Source organism: Lentibacillus sp., assembly GCF_035301925.1.
GTDB lineage: Bacteria > Bacillota > Bacilli > Bacillales > Amphibacillaceae > Lentibacillus.
Window position 1 is genome coordinate 1 of record NZ_DATGTI010000157.1, and the last position, 20294, is coordinate 20294.

19 protein-coding genes and 1 pseudogene are annotated in these 20294 nt (G+C 45.0%); 4 read left to right on the top strand and 16 right to left on the bottom strand.

Features of this window, described 5'->3' with window-relative positions:
- Positions 1-195: 195 nt before the first annotated feature.
- Positions 196-1083 carry a UTP--glucose-1-phosphate uridylyltransferase GalU gene (gene galU, locus VK080_RS12720; RefSeq protein WP_324225143.1) on the bottom strand — a complete coding sequence of 296 codons (888 nt, stop codon included), beginning with the start codon at positions 1081-1083 and terminating at the stop codon, positions 196-198.
- Between the two features lie 349 nt (positions 1084-1432).
- Between galU and VK080_RS12725 the strand changes: the two genes are divergently transcribed.
- Positions 1433-2851: a peptide MFS transporter gene (locus tag VK080_RS12725; RefSeq protein ID WP_324225144.1), complete on the top strand. Its 1419-nt coding sequence runs from the start codon at positions 1433-1435 to the stop codon at positions 2849-2851.
- A gap of 231 nt (positions 2852-3082) precedes the next feature.
- On the opposite strand, the gene VK080_RS12730 is transcribed toward VK080_RS12725, so the two are convergent.
- Positions 3083-4159, bottom strand: coding sequence for an MraY family glycosyltransferase (locus VK080_RS12730; protein WP_324225145.1), 1077 nt, complete (start codon positions 4157-4159; stop codon positions 3083-3085).
- An 870-nt stretch (positions 4160-5029) separates the two neighbouring features.
- On the opposite strand from VK080_RS12730, the gene VK080_RS12735 reads away from it, so the two are divergent.
- Positions 5030-5458: a DUF2935 domain-containing protein gene (locus tag VK080_RS12735; protein ID WP_324225146.1), complete on the top strand. Its 429-nt coding sequence runs from the start codon at positions 5030-5032 to the stop codon at positions 5456-5458.
- A 200-nt stretch (positions 5459-5658) separates the two neighbouring features.
- A complete protein-coding gene (locus VK080_RS12740; protein WP_324225147.1) occupies positions 5659-5880 on the top strand; it encodes a hypothetical protein in 222 nt (73 codons plus the stop codon).
- Between the two features lie 36 nt (positions 5881-5916).
- Here the strand turns inward: VK080_RS12740 and VK080_RS12745 are convergent, their stop codons facing one another.
- From VK080_RS12745 to VK080_RS12765, 5 genes are all read right to left on the bottom strand, one after another.
- Positions 5917-6207 (bottom strand): hypothetical protein, encoded by a 291-nt coding sequence (locus VK080_RS12745; protein ID WP_324225148.1) that lies wholly within the window; start codon positions 6205-6207, stop codon positions 5917-5919.
- A gap of 496 nt (positions 6208-6703) precedes the next feature.
- Positions 6704-9775 (bottom strand): efflux RND transporter permease subunit, encoded by a 3072-nt coding sequence (locus tag VK080_RS12750; RefSeq protein WP_324225149.1) that lies wholly within the window; start codon positions 9773-9775, stop codon positions 6704-6706.
- Positions 9772-10638 (bottom strand): efflux RND transporter periplasmic adaptor subunit, encoded by an 867-nt coding sequence (locus VK080_RS12755; RefSeq protein ID WP_324225150.1) that lies wholly within the window; start codon positions 10636-10638, stop codon positions 9772-9774. Before VK080_RS12755 ends, VK080_RS12750 begins: the two co-directional genes overlap by 4 nt.
- A gap of 29 nt (positions 10639-10667) precedes the next feature.
- Positions 10668-11549, bottom strand: a complete 882-nt coding sequence (locus VK080_RS12760) for a helix-turn-helix domain-containing protein (RefSeq protein WP_324225151.1) — start codon at positions 11547-11549, stop codon at positions 10668-10670.
- Between the two features lie 177 nt (positions 11550-11726).
- Entirely contained in the window at positions 11727-12227 is a 501-nt protein-coding gene (locus VK080_RS12765; protein WP_324225152.1) for a competence protein ComK, read from the bottom strand.
- Positions 12228-12630: 403 nt separating this feature from the next.
- Here VK080_RS12765 and VK080_RS12770 point away from each other — a divergent pair, with 403 nt between their 5' ends.
- The gene (locus VK080_RS12770) at positions 12631-12822 is read left to right on the top strand and encodes a YjfB family protein (RefSeq protein WP_324225153.1); all 192 of its coding nucleotides are present in this window, start codon (positions 12631-12633) and stop codon (positions 12820-12822) included.
- 77 nt (positions 12823-12899) lie between these two features.
- Here the strand turns inward: VK080_RS12770 and VK080_RS12775 are convergent, their stop codons facing one another.
- From VK080_RS12775 to tnpA, 9 genes and pseudogenes are all read right to left on the bottom strand, one after another.
- Complete coding sequence (locus tag VK080_RS12775; RefSeq protein WP_324225154.1) at positions 12900-13226, bottom strand: hypothetical protein; 327 nt, start codon at positions 13224-13226, stop codon at positions 12900-12902.
- Between the two features lie 351 nt (positions 13227-13577).
- Positions 13578-13997, bottom strand: coding sequence for a 3-hydroxyacyl-ACP dehydratase FabZ (gene fabZ / locus VK080_RS12780; protein ID WP_324225155.1), 420 nt, complete (start codon positions 13995-13997; stop codon positions 13578-13580).
- 134 nt (positions 13998-14131) lie between these two features.
- Positions 14132-14518: a DNA-directed RNA polymerase subunit beta gene (locus VK080_RS12785; RefSeq protein WP_324225156.1), complete on the bottom strand. Its 387-nt coding sequence runs from the start codon at positions 14516-14518 to the stop codon at positions 14132-14134.
- 374 nt (positions 14519-14892) lie between these two features.
- Positions 14893-15720, bottom strand: coding sequence for a flagellar hook-basal body protein (locus VK080_RS12790; RefSeq protein ID WP_324225157.1), 828 nt, complete (start codon positions 15718-15720; stop codon positions 14893-14895).
- A 10-nt stretch (positions 15721-15730) separates the two neighbouring features.
- Positions 15731-16534: a flagellar hook-basal body protein gene (locus VK080_RS12795; RefSeq protein WP_324225158.1), complete on the bottom strand. Its 804-nt coding sequence runs from the start codon at positions 16532-16534 to the stop codon at positions 15731-15733.
- A 96-nt stretch (positions 16535-16630) separates the two neighbouring features.
- Positions 16631-17632 carry a rod shape-determining protein gene (locus tag VK080_RS12800; RefSeq protein WP_324225159.1) on the bottom strand — a complete coding sequence of 334 codons (1002 nt, stop codon included), beginning with the start codon at positions 17630-17632 and terminating at the stop codon, positions 16631-16633.
- 783 nt (positions 17633-18415) lie between these two features.
- A pseudogene (locus tag VK080_RS16070) lies at positions 18416-18601 on the bottom strand (zinc ribbon domain-containing protein); the annotation flags it as partial.
- Positions 18602-18613: 12 nt separating this feature from the next.
- Complete coding sequence (locus VK080_RS12805; RefSeq protein WP_324225160.1) at positions 18614-19588, bottom strand: transposase; 975 nt, start codon at positions 19586-19588, stop codon at positions 18614-18616.
- Positions 19518-19931, bottom strand: coding sequence for an IS200/IS605 family transposase (gene tnpA, locus VK080_RS12810; protein WP_324225161.1), 414 nt, complete (start codon positions 19929-19931; stop codon positions 19518-19520). The genes VK080_RS12805 and tnpA overlap by 71 nt, the downstream gene beginning before the upstream one ends.
- Positions 19932-20294: the final 363 nt, after the last annotated feature.

The window sequence follows — 20294 nt, forward strand, 5'->3', positions numbered from 1 at the left end:
CTTCTTTTTTATTATTTTTTCCAACGCTTTTTCGGAAATTCTGTAGAACTAAAATGGGCTGTTTGAAAATCGTTCAGCAGTCCCTAATTAACGCCTGAGCTAAATTGAGTCAGGCGTCTGTTCTGGGTTTTTCTAAAAACATACGGTTTTAGCTCACAAAAGAAAATCTATCTGCAGTTGTTTCATCCCATTAAGTCACATCCGTTCCCTATCATTTATTTTCTCATGCAATTCATCCAAATACCTCATCAACGACTCGCGCAAATCATCCCTGGTCAGCGCGATTTCTATCGTTGTCTGGATAAAACCGAGCTGCTCCCCGACATCATAGCGATTGCCATCAATTTCGAGAGCGAACACACGCTGAATTTTATTCAATTCCTGAATGGCATCAGTCAGCTGGATTTCCCCGCCGGCACCGATTTTTTGCTGTCCAAGAAAATCGAATATCTCCGGTGTCAGGATATACCGGCCGATAATCGCCATATTAGATGGTGCTGTGCCCTGCTCTGGTTTTTCGACAAAGTTTTTCACCTGATGCAGGTTGCCAAATTTGTCAAGCGGATCGATAATCCCATAACGGTGCGTTTCTTCATCCGAAACTGTATGTACACCAATTACCGATGCCTGTGCTCTTTCGTACTCACTGATCATTTGGCTTAACCCCGGTGTCTCACTTTGGATGATATCATCACCTAAAAGCACAGCAAACGGCTCATCGCCAATAAACTTTCGTGCACACCAGATGGCATGGCCCAGCCCTTTTGGTTCTTTTTGCCGGATATAATGGATATCCACATTTGCAGATTTATTGATCCGCTCCAGCTGATCAAATTTTTCCTTTTTGATCAGGTTTTCTTCCAATTCAAGTGAGTGATCGAAATGATCCTCGATCGCTCGTTTACCTTTTCCAGTTACAATGATGATGTCTTCAATGCCGGATTGAATCGCTTCGTCAACAATATACTCGATTGTCGGTTTGTCTACAATCGGCAGCATTTCTTTCGGCATCGCTTTTGTTGCCGGTAGAAACCTTGTCCCAAGACCTGCTGCAGGTATGATGGCTTTTTTGATACGTTGCATGATGATGCCTCCCTTGCTTTTCTCTATTCTATCTGAATTTCCCGGCAGGTGCATCTATTTAACTGAATTGTATCATAACGATTGTCTGGTTGTGTTTAAATTTATCCCCATAAACTGGCAGCCACCCATCAAACAAACATTTACCAATTAGGATGAAAACTGTTTTTTCATTGGAGTATTTGAAATTAAATCAAATTGATGAAACAAGTGAAATGTTATTATTTTCAAATATAGCAATTATTTTAAGGTAAAAACATTTTAAATGATGCTTACGAAATGTATGAATTGTATTATAATGTTTACCATCATCTCAAAAAATACAAAATTCGTCATTTTGGAGTGGTTCTTTTTGGACACAACGTTAGACAAGGCACCTAAGCAGGGGGAAACCAAACATCCCCGCGGCCTTTTTCTGTTGTTCATCACTGAAATGTGGGAACGTTACAGTTACTATGGCATGCGGGGCATTCTAGTCCTTTACTTGACAGAACAATTAGTCAGCGGCGGCCTTGGTATGGACAATGCCTCGGCATTAAAGCTGTACGGTTTATATACAGGATTAGTTTATTTAACCCCGATGATTGGAGGTTGGTTAACCGACAGGCTGATGGGATTGCGGACTGCTATAACCATCGGCGGTATTACCATGGCGCTGGGAGACTTTTCCCTGTTCGCTGTTCAAGAAAAGTGGGGGCTTTATTTGGGACTGCTTCTGCTGATTATTGGAAACGGTTTTTTTAAACCGAACATTTCAACACTGCTCGGGGAACTGTATAGCAAGAACGACCCGCGAAAAGACTCTGCATTTACGATATTTTATATGGGGATCAACCTTGGCGCCTTTTTCTCGCCACTGATAGCAGGTCTTATTTATGGTGAATGGTTCCATACAACGCAAAATGGTATTGAACATTTTGGTTATAATTATGCTTTCCTGGCATCTTCTATTGGAATGATTATAGGACAAGTATTGTTTACGACACTTTCGAATAAATATTTAGGCGACATCGGCAAAAAACCAGCACGGGAGAAAGCTATCTCATCAAATGCCAACAAAGCAAAACCATTGACAAAGTATGAAAAACATAGAACAACAGTCATCTTTATTTTGGCAGCATTTGTTATTATGTTCTGGGTAGGCTTTGAGCAGGCAGGCGCTTCATTCACACTGTACACAGAACATTTTATCGACCGGACGATCTTCGGATGGGAAGTACCGACATCCTGGTTCCAGTCCCTGAACCCGCTGTTCATTTTGCTCTTGGCCCCGATTGTATCAGCCATATGGCTTAAGCTGTCCAAAACAAAACGCGGAGACTTTTCAGTACCGACGAAAATGTCATTTGGACTGATGCTGCTTGGACTCGGATTCATGATTATGGTGCCTGCAGTATTAATGACCGGAAGCGATGAGGATAACGTTGCGGTTAAAGCCCATATGCTATTCATGGTTTTCACGTATCTGTTCCATACACTCGGTGAATTATGCTTATCGCCAATCGGGTTATCGATGGTAACAAAATTGGCGCCATTAAAGTTCGCGTCACTATTAATGGGTGTATGGTTCTTGAGTAACGCAACTGCCAATTATCTGGCCGGTCACGTTGCGTCACTTACAGAATCCTTTGGTTTTCTTGAAATCTTCATCTACCTGGGTATTGCTGCTATCGCGCTCGGTCTGCTGTTGTTAATATTAACCAAACCAATTCAAAAGCTTATGCATTTGGATGAGCTGGAGGGTGTTGACGATTCGAAAGGTGTTCAGTAAATACCGGCTTTTGACAAGGGGCTGCTCCAGCAGTAAGGTAATATTCTAAGTGTGCTCGTGCAGAGACTTTATTGGACAGCATTTTTTCCAACATTAAATGGCAGCTTCCCTTATACAGAAAGGGCAGCTGCCATTTTAATGAGGGAGTGGGACATACTGATCAGCCACACATATATGTCCGACCACCACTCCTAAGGTAAAGATGGATTGAAAACTTCCAAGTAAAATGCGTTACACATCCCTTTCCCGTTTCCGAAACACTTTCCCCACCGTATCCAGCACGGGCTTCCTTCCACCCATAACCAATCCACCTAGTTCAGCAAAAATGTGCAGCAGCAGCAAAACCAGAAACGTAATAATAAGAGCAGTTGTCAAGCTTGCATAGGAAAACAGGATGGCCATCACCCCAAATAGGCCGCTGAATGCATAGATGATCAGCACTGTTTTTCGGTGACTGAATCCGGTTTTGATCAGCTGGTAGTGTATGTGCTTATTATCAGGCATCATAATCGGCTCTTTGTTATAGGCGCGGCGGACAATCGCAAACAGCGTGTCAAAAATCGGCACTGCAAGCACGATGACCGGGATAATGAAGCTGAATAAGGCGATATTTTTAAACAGCCCGACAATAGAAACGACTGCAATCATATAACCCAGAAAATTTGATCCGGTATCACCCATATAAATTTTGGCCGGGTAAAAATTGTGATACAAAAAGCCAAGGTTCGCCCCAATCAGGACAATGCACAAGTATGCCGCCAACACTTGAACATCGATGATCGCCATGATAAACATACTCAAAAACGCGATTGTCGTGACGCCTGTTGCGAGCCCATCCAGACCGTCAATCAGATTAATCGCATTGGTGATGCCGATAATCCAAAGGACTGTGATCAGGACACTTGTGAAACCGAGATCAATCATGCCAATAACCGGAAGCGTGATGCGTTCGATAATCAGCCCGGATGAAATGAGAAACGAAGCGGCAATCAGCTGTCCGGTCAGTTTGATGACAGGACGAATGGAAAAACGGTCATCCAGTGCACCTGTGATGAGAATGACAATCGCACCGATAATGATTTCCGGAAGATGCTGGTGATGCGGCTGCAAATAAAGCCCGCCCAAAAAAACACCCGCAAATATGGCCAGACCGCCTATCCTGGGGGTAACGTTTTTATGTATTTTACGATAGTTCGGCAGGTCAACCGCCTTTATTTTAATGGCCAGTTTTTTGACCGGATAAGTCAGCAGGAATGTCGAAATAAGAGCTATAAAAAAAGCAATCGCTAAATCGGTATAATCAAACATGGTCTGTCTCCTTGAGAGCTAATTGTCGAACGGTGTAGTCATTGCTTAAATTATAGTGGAATATGGGGGGGCGGGGCAAATTAATTCGTCCGCATATTAAAATGGAACAGTTTCTCCATCCTATTGAAGCGTATTATGGGATTGGATTGCCGTTATTGAAGTTATTCCGATTTTACTTCTCGTGTTTGGCCTTGCCGATTCGGGACCAGTCGAAAGCACAGGGGAATTGTACGTACCAGGCATCATTTTACTGTTAATGGGGTTTGGTGTTTTATTTATGAACCTGCAGAAGAAAATGGATGTCGAGGCTGAATCGAAAATGGCTGTACATAAAGCGAAACTTCAATCAGTGGGGTTTCTCTCATCCCCCACTGATTATTAGTTGAGCAGAATCGGGCATTTACTGGCAGTTATATTCCCACTTATCCTGCTTTATTCATTCTCAGTCTTGAAATGGGGATATTACTGCCAGTTACATGCGGGATAAATTTGCAATGATCGCCATGTTACATTCCTTCCTATTGCTTCTCTCGTTGGTTTATTTTCAATGGTGCCATAAGTCAAAAAGCGCATCCGCACATGTGAATGCGCTTTTTGACGGCCGGCCCCTTCCCTATGTCCCGATACCGTTCAGCATAACATCAACGGTCTATTTTATTTCGATTTCGTCATTCCAGATTTTATCCGGTTCAGCAGGAAGCGCGCCGGACATGTGCTACCCTTGATTTTATCTATCGACATGTTGCCCTTCCGTCCACCTCAATAGGACAGTTCCTCCGATCACTTGCCTACTATCAAACTGAATCATAAACAAGCTGTAGTTGGCATAAGTATTATTGGACAAAAGTTTTGATAACGGGAGGCTGGACGATGCAATTTTATTACGGGAGTCAAATGCCGCTCAGGGTGCTGGATGAAGCGGAGTTCTGGAAGCAGCAGGAAGCCGAGCATACGGTTGTCATGCGGGAGCTGGTAACGGATTTGGAGGAGGAGTATGTTAATGCTTTGAAACGCTGGGAAAGTGAACTTGATGCTTCTCACCAGCATGTAAAAAGGTTTATTGAGTCGGTTATCAGGAGCCATAACCATATTTCACCTTCACTGCATCAGCAAGTGCTCGATCTTGTTTCATTTTGTCTTCAGGAATCAGTCGCCTTCATCCAATTTTGCAGGCAGGTCAAAGATGAAAGTGCTGTTGTTTCAGGCAATCAGACAGCAAAAGTTGTTATTGACCACATTGTTGATGAGTCGGAATATTTTATAGGTATCGCACAAACGATTTTGTACGAGCAGAATTAGCTGCAGGACATCCTCTCGTATGGGTGTCCTTTTTGTTTGGGGTGGTTTCTTATAGGCAATTTTCAGCGGCGGCCGAAAAGCAGCGTTATGAAGCATTCACCCAAATGCTGAAGTTGCAGCACATTTAGATACCGGTGTTGCTCGAGTTGGGGTGGTTTTGGTACGAGTTGGGACTGCTGTCGCTCGTTTTGAAGTGCGTATTGAACGATTCAGCGCTGATCTCGCACGAGTTGGGGTTGTTCTCGCACGATTTGAAGCGTGTCGCTCGGTTCAGTGCCCCTGTCGCTCGGTTGGGGACCGTTCTCGCGCGTTTCAATACGTTTGTCGCACGTTTTCGGACCTTTGCCACACTTTCCCGGATGCTGCTTGCCGGGGCCATTGCGATTGGGCTGATTTTGCAGAAGCAGCGAATCAGCTTATAAAAAATGAATGGGAAAAACAGCACCCTAAGCCTGGAGTCAATGTTCATTTGTCGCAGCATCGATGATTAAGATGATGGCCGTAATAATGTGCATGATCATGCCGATAATTGGAATAACACCAACAAATGAGGTAACCATCCCGAGTATACTTCCGGTTAGATTCCCCTTTTCATTGCGTGCGATGAACAGTGTCACAATATGCAGAATAAACATAACGAACAAGGCTCCCCAAGCGGTACTGAGGATAAACGATCCACCGATGATCGGGATGCCGAGAAATGCCTCACATCCGCCGGTTATCCATTTCATAATTCTGGACAATGACATGATGTTGCCTCCATTCAATATTCTCTACTCATAATAGCATATTTAAGGAAGGAGGAAACGATTCGGATTGGATTTGTTTTAAAATATGTTTCGTCGTATGATGACAAATGGTAAATTTTAGGGGGACGTCTCACGAATTTATCTACCGGTTGCGCAATTTGACAGATTGTCGCGCGAAACGATGCCATCTTCGCGCGATTTGGGCTGGTCACCGCGCGAAATGCTGCCTCCGTCGCGCGATCTGCGCTGGGTGTCGCGAAACGGTGCCATCGTCGCGCGATCTGGGCTGGGTGCCGCGCGAAAACGGGCCTCCGTCGCGCGATCTAGCACTTTTTCCTGGCGTCCACTATGCCCCATACCCCACGCCCATGCATGCCCTAATCTTCCATCCAATACCTCACACCCTACGCTCCAGTCGCACAAACTCCCACTGCACTCCGCTACGAAAGCAACAAAAGCTCCCTGCCATAAAGCAGGGAGCTTTCATTTAACCATATTATTCAGCTTTTTTCTTCCTCCGCGTAAATTTAGCGGTCAGATCATCAAATAACGTATAGACGACTGGAATCAGGAGCAGTGTGAAAATGCTCGAGATCGTCAGACCGAATATGATCGTAACAGCTAACGGCTGCTGCATTTCAGCGCCTTCACCCAATGCGAGTCCGAGTGGCACCATGGCCAGAATAGTGGTCAGTGTCGTCATCAGGATTGGACGGAGGCGATTGGTACCTGCTTCGAGAATGGCCTCATAGCGACTTCTGCCATATTCGTCCCGCCGCAAAATATTAATGTAGTCAACAAGCACAATTGAATTGTTGACGACAATCCCAGCGAGCATAATGATTCCGATAAAGGCCGGAATACTGAGCGGTAAGCCAGTCACAAACAGTCCCACCAATACACCTACTACCGTTGCAGGCAGCGAGAACATGATGATAAACGGGAACAGGAAGTTTTCAAATTGAACAGCCATGACGGCATAGACTAGGAAGATGGAGAAAACCAGTGCAATGGACAGATCCGTGAATGATTCGGCCATATCCTGTGCCTGGCCTCCCATGTCATAACTGTAGCCTTCAGGAAAACTCATATTGTCCAGTTTCTGACTAATGTCGCTAGTTATGCTTCCCAAATCACGGCCGATAATTTCTGATGTCACATTCAGCTGCGGCTGCTGATTTTCGCGTTGTAATGTGACAGGACCCTGCACTTCCTCTAACGTTACCAGTGATGCTAATGGCACGGATGCACCGCTCTCAGACTGGATTTTCATATCTTCCACATCATTGATAGTGCTGCGCTCATCTTCCGGAAACATCAACGTTATGTCCATTTCATTACCGTCCTCACGGTACTGTGCAGCTGTCTGACCGGTAAACTGCAGCTGAATCTGGCTCGTAATTTGCTGCTCGGTCAGTCCATACATCGCCGCTTTTTCGGAATCGACTTCAATATGCATTTGCGGGGCGCCGTCTTCAGCAGATGAGGCTGCGTTATGCACACCTTCAATTCCGGAAATGGCATCCACCACTTCATCTGCCAGCTCACGAAGCACCTCATGTTCAGGTCCGTTCAGACTGATTTGAATCGGATTACCCAGGCCGGCAGCACTGTCCGTTGAAATAACAGATATATCTGCTCCCGGAACGGATTCCAGGTCCTCACTCATGGATTGGACGACATCATCCGTGGTCTGTGACCGATCGGATGCCGGTATCAGCTGCATCATATAGGTGGCCTGATTGCTGGAGGATCCCATTCCGGCTCCCCCACCACCACCGACATTGAGGTAACTGACGTCAATGACATCATCATATGCCGCTAACTTTTCATTAACATCTTCTGTCACACTTTGCATATGCTCCAATGAACTTCCAGACTGTGTTTCAATATTGACCTGAAGCTGTCCCTGGTCGGATGATGGCATAAATGAAGCCCCAATCATTGGAATGAGTGCCAGACTTCCCACAATGATCGCCATCGTTCCAAAAACAGTTGTTTTTCGGTGTCCGAGAACCCATTTGAGTACTGCGCGATAGCCATTCTTCACTCGTTCCAGAAAACGGTTGAACCAATAGCGGCGTCCGCTATCCTCTGTTGCTTTGGAAAGCAACTTGGATGAAAGCATTGGAACGAGTGTAACCGCTGCAACTAAGGATGTAATCAGAGCGAATGATACGGTCAAGGCAAGTGGTGTGAACATATCAGACGCAATGCCCTCGACAAATACCATTGGCAAAAAGACGACCAATGTTGTTGTCGTCGAAGCAATCACGGCCGGCGTCAATTCTGATGCACCTTTAATAGCAGCTTGCGTCAGCGAATAACCGCGCTGCCTGTATGTGAAAATGTGTTCCAGAATCACAATTGAACTGTCGACCATCATCCCGAGACCAAGGGCCAAACCGCCCAGTGTCAGCACGTTCAGTGTTTCCCCTGTAAAATACATCAGTGTAAAGGTTGAAATAATAGCGATTGGAATGGACAAACCAATCACAATCGTGGCACGGATGCTTTTCAGGAATAACAATAAGATCAGGAATGAGATAGCAGCACCGATCAGGATATTTTGCACAACCGAATTGATCGACATGTTAATATATTCGGACGTATCAATGATCACGTTTGTACTGAGTCCTGACGGCAGTTCCCCTTGGATTTCATTCATACTATCGTTAATATTGCTCGCCACTTCAACTGTATTGGCGTCGGTTTTTTTCATGATGGACAATACAACAGCCGGTTCACCGTCCACCAGTGTTTCGCCTGATGATTCTGTATGTGTATCTTTCACCTCAGCCAATTCGTCAATATGGACCGTTTCACCCGTTTGGGTCTGCACAAGTGTTTCTTTAATATCGTCAAGTGATTCAAATTCACCGGTTACCCTCAGCTGCAGGTCCTGGTTGCCTTTTTCCACAACACCGACTGATGCCGATTGATTGGCATTGTTCAGTGCCTGGGTGATCGTTTGGGCTCCCACACCATATTGTTGGAGTTTAGTCTGGTCGAGGACAATTTGAATTTCCCGTTCTTTTGCCCCTTCAACCGTTACGGATGCAACACCACTCTGACGTTCAAAAAAAGGTACAATTTGTTCGTCAGCGACTTGTGTCAGTTTAGCCGCATCATCTCCGGTCAGGCCGATCCACATGAGCGGCATTTGCTCCGGGTTGAACCTTAATACGCTTGGATCACCGGCGCCATCAGGCAATACCCCTTTCACCTGATCGACACTTTCCCGTACATCAAGCAGTGCCTGGTCAAGATCTGTTCCATTATTGAACATCATCATCACAAGTGAGGAACCGGATTGTGACTGTGACTGAACGGTTTCGATTCCCTCTACTGAGCTGACCGATGATTCAATCGGGCGGCTGATCAGGTTTTCAACGTCCTGTGGAGCTGCGTCTTCATAGGATGTGGCGACAACCGCAATCGGTAAATCAATTTCCGGAAATAGATCAATATTCAGGTTGCGTAATGAGACCGTCCCCAGCGCAATAATGGCCAGAACGATCATAATCACACCAACAGGTCGTTTGACAGATGTTTTGACGAGTTTCAAGAATTATCCCCCTCCTGCACGACGTTGACGTTCATGCCGTCTGACAGGGTTAAAAGTCCATTGACAACGACCTGATCACCCTCCTGGACGTCACCTTCAACAGCTGTTTCTTCCGACTGGGTTTCCTGAATCGTTACATTTTTTCTGACAGCTTGATTATCTTCCACGACATAAACAAACGATTCGTCGTTTTCTGTGAGAACAGCTTCCGTCGGGAGAAGAATTGAATCGTCTATCCGCTTTTCCGGAACATTCATCATCGTGACCATTCCGGATAAAATATCGTCATCATCATTTTCCACGGTTGCCTCAACCGGATAGAGACCAGTATCATCAGGCATCGTACCGACCGATGTAATCTCGGCTTCATATTCCTGGTCGTCAATCACGACCGGATATGTATCTCCTGTTTCTAAAAGATCAAGTGTGTCAGCAGCAACGGTCAAATTAATTTTCATAGGATCAAAATCAGCAATAACCATGAGTGGTTCAGAATCGGAGGCCATCGCATCCTCTTCTGCCGTCAATTGAGCAATTTCACCCGCTCTTGATGCATAAATCGTCTGACTTCCGGCAGCGGTCTGAATGGTTGCTAAATGATCATCCTCTTCCACCGTATCGCCGTTTTCCACTTCCAGTTCGGTCACTTCCCCGGGGGCCTGCACCATGACCGGTGTCGCGCTGCCTGGTTCTGTGCGGCCATACAATGACTTTTCAATGACCAGATCACCTTTGCCGGCTTCTTCCGTTTCAACTGCCGTGACCTGTTCCTCCTGTTCATCATTCGTTTCTTCGTCCTGGCTGCAGGCCGCCAGCATGCTGATCAGCAGCATGACCATAAACGTTAACAAAATTTTTCGCATGGCTCTGTAACTCCTCTTCTTCTTTGTTTTTAATCCAATAAATCAATGTGTAACAGGCGTGCAAGCTCTTGACATTCCTGCGCAAATTCCGGGATTCGCTGAAAATGAACGAGTAGTCCCTGGATGATCGCTTTCTGCGGGTGTTCCTTTCCCGTTTCATCCAGCATGATCGCAATCACATCTTTCAGTTCGCGCGCCTGATCTTCAGGTAATCCAAGTGTATCGATTTTGGTTTTCATAGCTATCAACACACCTATAACAGATGTCTCTTCCCAATACACATTCGGGATATGATCCGCCGTAACCAATGGTGTTTCCCCGCGTTCCATTAAGCCGCTGACGATATCATCCATCCTTCTTACGATATAGGGGCCCAGTTGGTTCCGATTAATATGAATTCCGTCGATAATAATCCATTTGAAATAGGCGTTGACCAAACCTTCCAGCTGAATGATCATATCCGGATAATAGGGCTCCAGCCGATCACCGTAGATATGGCTGATGTTTTGCCAGAGCCAGCGGACATTCTGTGCGTTCATTTGCCGGATGAGTGTATCCGTATTTTCCCCGGTAGACATATTCTGATAAATATGCATTGTGAGAAAGTCTTTATACTGGTAAATGTACTTTGTCACCACTTCAATCTGTTTGGCAAAACTATCGCGTGGTGCCAGATTCTCTTTTTGGACACTTTCAATCCGGTTGGCAATTGCCTCATAATAATGGTGGAATGCTGTCATGATGAAATCTTGTTTGGACTGGAAATGCAAATAAAAAGCACCTTTGGAAACGCCTGCCCCGTCTGCAATCGCCTCAACCGACGTCATGTGGAAGCCTCTTTCAGCAAATAATTTCATCCCGGCTTCGATTAGCTTTATTTTTTTTTCATTCATATAAACACCCGGTTTCATGTTAATTAACGTATTACACCGCCTAAGAACTGTACTAACCAGTCAGTCATTTTCCCATTCTACACGTGCAGAACCATTAAAGCAAGTGTCAAGATACATGAGTCAGGCTTCGTGTTCCACCAGGGAGGGGACAGACCTGCTGTCCCCTTCTCGGACTATTAACGAAGAAACATCAAACTAAAATCGTCTCCACAAGAATGGATGGTTCCCAAAGAAGACTGAACGGTTCAATTTGGCAATAATCTGGCTTGTCCGTTTATATTGCATGTCAAATGTGGCTTCTGACGTGTTGACGTATATCCCGGTTCCATCATGAAACGCAACATATGTCTTATCATCACGCTGTTCATATTGATCGATATGATAAAATGACAGCCATACATTGTCCCTGTTTCTGGAAGAAGCGGTCGGCAGCATGTAGACGCCTTTTTCAGGAATAACCGGCACCGGTATTTTGCTGTTCAATTTCAAAAGATCTTTCACGAATTCTCGCCGGCCATTCAGGGTTGAGCCGTATAAAAGACACGTATGATCGATGATTTGCTCGGGACTATACACGGAATGCCGTTCCCGGGAAACTTCCAAAATGCGTGATCGGTAATAAGCAGAGTCTTTTGTCAAAATTGCTTTCGTTTGTTGACCGATAATGTAAACTGATGATGAAAACTTTCCCCCCATGACTTCTCCCCCTTGTAAACTGGTGACGCTAAACATCTCTATCTGCATAAAAGCTTTTCAATAAACCAAGATTTCTAATCTGAGACTATTGTACTATGAATGAATGCCTTTATCTATTCATCTCGGATAAATATTAAAATTATTTAAAAAATGGTGGGTACGGGATTTTGAAAAACTCACTATCTGGCCTTTAATTGTTTGGATTATTGACGATATAAAAGGTACGGTGCTGTCATTTTCCGTTCTCATGGGGCAGTCACTGTAAAAGGTTGTTCAAAAAGTCCGATAAAAGAACACGTCGAGGTAGAGGACCTTCGACTGAATACCAGCACGTCCTGTGTCGAACAATGAAGTTTCGCTTTATCTCAATTTTGAACACGCACTGTAAGGAGGTTTTTAGCGTATGGACGTTGCAGCTGCATCAGTCGTCATGGCAAACCAGCAAGTGCGAGCTGATGCAAGTTTAGCCGTGATGAAGAATGCAAAAAATACGGCAGAACAACAGGGTCAGCAGCTGATTGAAATGCTGAATCAGTCACAGGTGCCATCTGCATCGCACCCGACACTCGGTAAAGCTGTAGATATAAAGTTATAGGCGATAGACCCTGTCCGGTAAAGCCGGAACTGAAAAATCCCCTTAAATGCAAGGGGATTTTTAATACCGTTAACGATTTACTGATTGTTGTCTTCTTCATCGAGCGGATCGTCATTATTGGCATCGTCATTATTGCCATTGTCCTGACCGCCGTTATCATCACCGTCGATGCCATCCTGATTGGTATCCGTTCCATCCTCATTTGTACCATTGTCACCGCCGTTTTCAAGCTGCGGGTCATCCTGGTTGTCACCATTCATATCAGGATTGTCTTCCTCCTGGTTCAATGGTGCCTCATCTTCGTTCTCCCCAACCGGATCTTCCTGCTCATCGTTTCCACAAGCGGCAACCAGCGACAATGCCAAAATTGGTACACCCATTTTTATAAGCCATTTACGTTGCATATGTGTCCCTCCTTTTTTGTTCACTTTCGCCCATAGCTTAACCATTATATGAAATGTAATACTTATTTTTTAAAAAATCCCGCTGCGGCCTCGTCTATTCAGAGTTCGGAGACTAGAGCCTGCTTGAAAAAATCAGCAAGTTTCATTATTGAAAATCGTATTTGAGAATGATATTTCTACTAATTTTTTTAAAATCCTCTTGTATAAAGGCGATGTGCTGATCGGATGCTTAAATGCACTGATAGATCGGGAAAATTTTCTGCTAAACTGCAAAAAAGAATTCGCTATGAAAAACTCGAAAACGCCAATAAAAAATTCCCCACAGCCTAGGTGGAGAATTGACGTCATGTGTTATTTAACGGCAAAGGTGATTTCCGCTTCACAGGCTACTTCGCCGTCAACGGTTGCCACACCTTTTCCTTTGCCAACAGGACCTTTCAACCGAATGATCTCGACTTCCAACTGCAGCTGATCGCCTGGTTTTACCTGCCGTTTAAAGCGGCATTTATCAAGGCCAGCGAGAAAGCCGATTTTACCCTGGTTTTCCTCAATGCCAAGCACACCAATCGCTCCGGTCTGGGCCAGTGCTTCCACAATCAGCACGCCCGGCATGACCGGATAGTCGGGAAAATGGCCCTGAAAAAATGGCTCATTTGCTGTAACGTTTTTCAGTCCGACAACCCGCTTGCCTTCTTCAACTTCGGTCACTTTATCGACCAGCAGGAACGGATAGCGATGCGGGATAGTTTCCTTGATTTGTTCGATATCCATGCAATCTCTCCTTTACACTGTGTACTTCATTATAACAGATGTTCGGGTGACAAGCGGATAGGTCAGGACAGACGTTCAGAACCAGTATGTCTTTCTCAATACGTAAAACATGTCCAATCATCATCGGACATGCGTTATTCTTCTTTTATCACAATATCGATAATATGCTGCCAGGTTTGCCATTCCAATGCGTCAGTCGGATTGCCGTCCCCGATTACACCATAGCCAATCATCAAGCCTGACGCCAGTGCAATTATCGACAGAACCAGAACAACGATGATACGCAGCCAGATCGGAAAAATACGGCGACGTGGTTTTTTATGTTTCCGCTTTTCCTGTTTGCGTTTTTTCTTCTGTTCTTTGCGCGTCATTTGATCTGGTGATACTTCCTGCTGCTGTTTCTGTTTTTGTTCTTGGCGCGTTACCTTGTCCCCGGCTTTTTCCCGCTGTCGTTCGTTTTCCTGTTCTGCCGTTTGACTGCGTTGTTCAGTCTCTGTTTTTTCTTTCTGATCTAATGGCATGGCTTGTTTCTCCTTACATCCATTGTTGCTTGTGACTCCTGATGCTGTATGTATCAGATGGCAAATGGGTCAGCCCGCACGTAATGGTCAGTAACCCGTCAGAAAACGGCGGCTAACTGTCCCATAAATGCCCGATAAGTTTCGGGCCTGCACGATGCAGGTCACAAAGGCGTTGCGACAGGACGTCGCGCATTTAGCCTTTGTTCCTTATTACCAGTGGGGGAAAAGCGCCCCCACTGAATGAAGTTTCACTTTTCCCCGCATGTAATGGTCAGTAGCCCGCCAGAAAACGGCGGCTAACTTCCCATAAATGCCCGATAAGTTTCACTAACATTCAGTGGGGGAAAAGCGCCCCCACTGAATGAAGTTTCACTTTAACGCAGCTGGTTAACAAGTCCCATCATCTGATCCGTCATGGAAATCGTTCGGGCATTAAACTGATATGACCGCTGCATGTTAATCATGTCGGTCATCTGGCTGGCAAGATCGACATTCGATTGTTCCAGGGCACCACTTTGCAGTACGGTGTTGACCTCAACCGGCTGCATGATGTCTTCAAAATCATAACCTAATTCTTCTAAATCCGGCAGACGAAATGCATTATTGCCAGTTGCTTCTAGCAATCTTGGTCGAACAGCTTCAGTGATTGCCAGATTTCCGGCAATTTCATTTACATCACCACGTTGGACCGAAATTTGTCCATTTGGCTGAACCGTTATGTCATCAAAGCCATCCGCTATAACGATTGGACCGTTTTGGCCCAGCACAGGGTGACCATCTTTCGTCGTAAGCATGACAGCCTGATTATCGTTAACCGGGCTTAAGTAAAATGAACCGTCGCGTGTATACCGCGTCTCCGTTACCCCATTTTCAGTCACTTGAATTTGAAATAAATGATTTTTTTCCAATAGGGCGGTATCAAGTGCCCGATCCGTTTCCTGAATTGAACCTTGCCGCAGATCGATATTCACCGACCCGAGTCTTGCGCCCGAACCGACCCGCACGCCATCCGGGGTCAGGCGGCCTTCAGCATTGGCGGGGGCTGTCATGTTGTCGATCTGCTGGAATAGTAAAGAGGCAAAATCCGCCTGTCGTGTTTTATAGCCTGTTGTTTGGCTGTTCGCCATGTTATTGCCGATAACATCCAATTTATTCTGCAGCTGATTCATCGTCACAGCTGCTTGAATCATCGATCGTGACATCAAACCCCTCTTAGCCTAACCGGGCAATTTCACTGACTGCTTTGCCCATACTTTCATCGTAAGCCTTCAATACCCGCTGATTTGTTTCAAACAGACGGTACGATGCCATCATTTGTGTCATGGACTGGGCTGCATCGACATTTGACCGCTCCAATGCACCCTGCTGAATGGTAAAGGTGGCATCAGCCGGCACAGGACCGGCTTCCCCATTGAACAGTCCATTCCCTTCCTTGGCTAATGCGTTGACATTATCAGTATATGCAATACCAAGCGGAATATTTTCTCCCGCAACCTGCAAAATCCCATCTTCGGTAACCGTAAATTCCATACCGCCCGTCTGAATCGGGGCTCCGTCCTCATCCAGCACGTAATAACCTTGCGTCGTGACAAGAAATCCCTGGCCGTCTACCGTCAAATTACCGTTCCGGGTGTAGCGCACCTCACCATCTTCATTTTGCACAGTAAAGAAAAGACCGCCCGTTTCATCAGGAAGCTCACCGTTGACCAGTGCCAGGTCAGTCGTGATACCCGTTTCCCGGATATCACCCTGTCCATAGTCCGGAATGTTTTCATGGACATAAACCCCCGTATTGAGCGGGCCTATAGGATCCCTCACCGAAAAATTCAGCCCGCGTGTCGTCGGAACATGTTTTTTGCCCATCTGATGCATCAGCAACTCGGGAAAGGCACGCAATGCAGGCTGATCCGCCTTATAACCCGGTGTTTGCGCATTCGTTATATTATTGGATAAAGCCTCCTGCTGCCGCTGCTGGGCAACCATTCCGCTGGCAGCTGTGTAAAATCCTCTCAGCAATTTGGTTCAGCCCCTTTTAACAGGATGGTGAAAAATCGGGGAATGCAGATGTCAACACGATGTGCCCGGGCACTATCCATCCCCGTTTTAAGTTGATTAAACAATTTTTTTCCGTTCGATTTTATCGATATTTTCCAGCATAATACCGGTCCCTTTAGCCACACAATCTTTCGGGTCTTCAGACAAGAGGACGGGAACTTTCAACTCTTCCGCCAGAAGCTGGTCAATCCCGTGGGTCAATGCACCGCCGCCGGTCAGAATAACGCCGCGATCAATGATATCTGCTGACAATTCCGGCGGTGTCTGCTCCAGCACCTGTTTGGCGGCCTGTACAATCATCGCGACCGGCTCCCGAAGTGCTTTTTCAATTTCCTCCGAATAAACCGTGATCGTCCGTGGCAGACCGCTCACCATATCACGTCCGCGGATGTCCATCTGCTCATGACGTGAGTCTTTCCAAACGGTTGCAACATTAATTTTGATATCTTCAGCCGTCCGCTCACCGATTAGCATTTTGTATTCTTTTTTGATGTATTGAAGAATCTCCACGTCAAACTTATCCCCGGCCATCTTGACCGATTCAGCCGTTACGATATTGCCCATCGACAGCACTGCGACATCTGTTGTACCACCGCCAATGTCCACGACCATATTCCCGCTCGGCTGATAAATCTCCATGCCGGCTCCAACCGCTGCCACTTTCGGCTCTTCTTCCAGGTAAACTTTTTTGCCGCCGGATTTTTCAGCCGCTTCCTTAATTGCTTTTTGCTCCACTTTTGTAATATTTGTCGGACAGCAAATCAGCATTTTCGGTTTCGACAAAAATCCTTTTACATTTATTTTATCAATAAAATGCCGCAGCATCGCTTCTGTCACATCAAAATCGGCAATCACGCCATCTTTCAACGGGCGGATGGCTTCGATATTTCCCGGTGTCCGCCCAACCATACGGCGTGCCTCTTCTCCAACCTCAAGCACACGGCCGGTATTTTTATCCATTGCCACAACGGAGGGTTCATCCAAAACAATTCCTTTTCCTTTCACATGGATCAACACATTGGCGGTCCCAAGGTCAATCCCGATGTCCCTTGAAAACATTCATTAGATCCTCCCTGCTATCAAATACTTTCTCGTATCCGTATGTACACACACTGCTACTAATATTATATTTTACCACAAATTACAACATATAACTGCCATTTGCGAAAAAAAAGATAGGAAAAAATCACTATACGCAGGGTGGTTATTCTGCAAGTGCCCGGCCTATGTTCATCAGAGCATGCTGTTATGCACGGGAACATGTTTTTTGTTTTGCGCCCATGGCCGGGCGGGAACATGTTTACTTTTTCGCGCCCATATCCGCTCCGGCCGGGAACATGTTTATCTCATTTGCGCTTATGTCAGAGCGTTCAGGCTGATAAAATTTTCTCACCATTTGTTTAATGCTTTACAAAAAATATTACTTTTAAGCAAGAATTTTCATAAAAATGTCGAACTATAGTATTGATAAAAATGATAAAAAGGAGTGTCTTACTTTTGTACCCTACAACTATGAAGCACCGGAAAAAATCCCACGAGTTGTTAGCTTACGAAGCGTTGTTCAGGCGTATTATTGATTCAATAAGAATTGCACATTTAGTGGTAAATTACATGAATCTCAAATATATGGGTAAAAATAAAGGAAGGAAGTATATCTCTCCCGGTTTGAACAATTTTCCACAGAAATCCACCTTCCCACTGCCATCAAATTTCAATGCAAAACATTTACCACAACTGGAAATGTAGTGAACTACATCGCCATTAAAATGACGAGCTTCTCGTTTCTTAGAGACGGCAATCCATCTCTCCACGAAGGCATGTCCCGTGCCATACTTTATGTTATTAAGAAGCCGTTTCCAGTTTTTCTTTTGCCCTCCTTAAGATGTTTTGGGCCGCATTCACATCACGATCCACCGTGTAGCCGCAGTTCGGACAACAATGTGTGCGTTCATTAAGGGTTTTACGAACAATTTGCTGGCAGTTGGAACATTCTTGACTTGTATTTTGTGGATTCACTTGAATAACCCGCTTACCAGCCTCTTACGCTTTGTAAGTCGTGTACGCAATAAGTGAACGCCACGAAGCATCCAGGATCTGTTTTGCCAGTGTCTTACGTTTCACCATGTCTTGAATGTTGAGATCTTCAAATGCAATGAGGTCGTATTGATCTGCCAGTTGGCGGCTCACTTTGTGCGCTCGATCACGACGATTGGCCAACTGTTCATAAGTTTTTGCCAGTTGCTGCTTTGCCTTGTGCCATCGACGAGAACCTTTCTTTCGTCGTGCCAGGATTTTGTTCCAATAACGAATTTTCTTCTCGGATTGTTTTAAAAAATGGTGGTTTTCGTATAAGTCGCCATTCGAGGCGGTAGCCAGATTCAAAATACCCAGATCAATACCAATTTCTTCACCCGTTGTGGGTGCTGGGTCAACATCAATTTCACAGGAAAAACACGCATACCATTTGTTGTTTTGACGGCGAATGGTACAGGTTTTAATCGTTCCCTCGATCTGTCGATGACACTTAATGCGAACATTGCCGATTTTGGACAGCTTGAGGCATTTCCCGTTTAGAGCGAAGCCACTTTGAGGATAGGTAAAACTATGATAGCGATTGTCACCCTGGAATCTCGGAAATCCTGCTTTCTGTTTAGCCTTCAGTCGTCGAAAAAAGGCTTGGAATGCTTTGTCCAAACGCCCGGCAACATCCTGTAACACTTGAGATTGTATCTTCTTGTAGTCAGGGACCTCCTGCTTTAATAGGGGAAGTTCCTTTTTTTGGCCATAATAATGAACGGAGACATCACGTGTTTTATAAGCAAAGATTCGCTGCTCAAGCATCGCGTTATATAACTGGCGGGACATCATGAGTACCCAATTCATGCTGGCTTCTTGTTCCTGGTTTGGTTCCAGTTTAAACTTATACGTTTTTTCATTATCATCTCTACCCTCTTTTGGATTGATTCGCAATATATTTTTGGTTAGCATCTTCCGAAATAGAGCCAATCGTTTCAATATAAAAGCTACTGTTCCAAAGCCGTCCTTTCCACAGATATTGCTTTATATGAGGAAATTCCAAAAGTAGTTTGCGGGCAGAAATCCCTTTTAGCATTTTCACCATATAGGAAGGAGCCACTTTTGGGTGAGCGGACACAAAAGCATGAATATAATCAAACTCACCCACTTCGATCATATGGACGATAAAACCTTTTTCTGCCGCTATATCCCGGAAAATTTCTTTGAGTCTTTTTTCGATAGTCTCGTTTAGAACTTTGCGCCGATATTTCACTGACCAAACAACGTGATAATTCACATTATAGACACAGGTTCTTGCGTGGATAAGATTATTTTTTGTCATACATATAGTATGCCATTTATAAGCATTAACTTCTATTATAATAGTTATTATTGAATAACATATGGTTTTAGATTATGCAAAGATGTCGGCGATTCATCTCCCCATTCGAAATGGGGAGGATTCTCGCCGGTTATCCTAAAATAAGGCGATACAGCTGGTTTTGGTTGATATTTCCTGGATTGGGTTGATATCCTCCTTTTCCGGTTGATATTTCTCAAATTAGGTTGATATTTGCAGTCACCGAGAATTCCATGCCAAAAAACCCGGCCGCACTTGGCCGGGTTTTCAGTATAGATGTACCTCCTTGTGAATAGGCTTAATTTTTTACTCTGCTCCTGCCCATGTTAAGCGGGCGATTTGTCA

Bases quoted from the DNA above. Each gene is read 5' to 3' on its own strand.
- VK080_RS12760 (WP_324225151.1), bottom strand. From the start codon at position 11,549: ATGAAACCGGGTGTTTATATGAATGAAAAAAAAATAAAGCTAATCGAA.
- VK080_RS12790 (WP_324225157.1), bottom strand. From the start codon at position 15,720: ATGTCACGATCGATGATTCAAGCAGCTGTGACGATGAATCAGCTGCAG.
- galU (WP_324225143.1), bottom strand. From the start codon at position 1,083: ATGCAACGTATCAAAAAAGCCATCATACCTGCAGCAGGTCTTGGGACA.
- VK080_RS12785 (WP_324225156.1), bottom strand. From the start codon at position 14,518: ATGCCATTAGATCAGAAAGAAAAAACAGAGACTGAACAACGCAGTCAA.
- VK080_RS12735 (WP_324225146.1), top strand. From the start codon at position 5,030: ATGCAATTTTATTACGGGAGTCAAATGCCGCTCAGGGTGCTGGATGAA.
- VK080_RS12755 (WP_324225150.1), bottom strand. From the start codon at position 10,638: ATGCGAAAAATTTTGTTAACGTTTATGGTCATGCTGCTGATCAGCATG.
- tnpA (WP_324225161.1), bottom strand. From the start codon at position 19,931: ATGACAAAAAATAATCTTATCCACGCAAGAACCTGTGTCTATAATGTG.
- VK080_RS12775 (WP_324225154.1), bottom strand. From the start codon at position 13,226: ATGCAACGTAAATGGCTTATAAAAATGGGTGTACCAATTTTGGCATTG.
- VK080_RS12770 (WP_324225153.1), top strand. From the start codon at position 12,631: ATGGACGTTGCAGCTGCATCAGTCGTCATGGCAAACCAGCAAGTGCGA.
- VK080_RS12745 (WP_324225148.1), bottom strand. From the start codon at position 6,207: ATGTCATTGTCCAGAATTATGAAATGGATAACCGGCGGATGTGAGGCA.
- VK080_RS12765 (WP_324225152.1), bottom strand. From the start codon at position 12,227: ATGGGGGGAAAGTTTTCATCATCAGTTTACATTATCGGTCAACAAACG.
- fabZ (WP_324225155.1), bottom strand. From the start codon at position 13,997: ATGGATATCGAACAAATCAAGGAAACTATCCCGCATCGCTATCCGTTC.
- VK080_RS12730 (WP_324225145.1), bottom strand. From the start codon at position 4,159: ATGTTTGATTATACCGATTTAGCGATTGCTTTTTTTATAGCTCTTATT.
- VK080_RS12800 (WP_324225159.1), bottom strand. From the start codon at position 17,632: ATGTTTTCAAGGGACATCGGGATTGACCTTGGGACCGCCAATGTGTTG.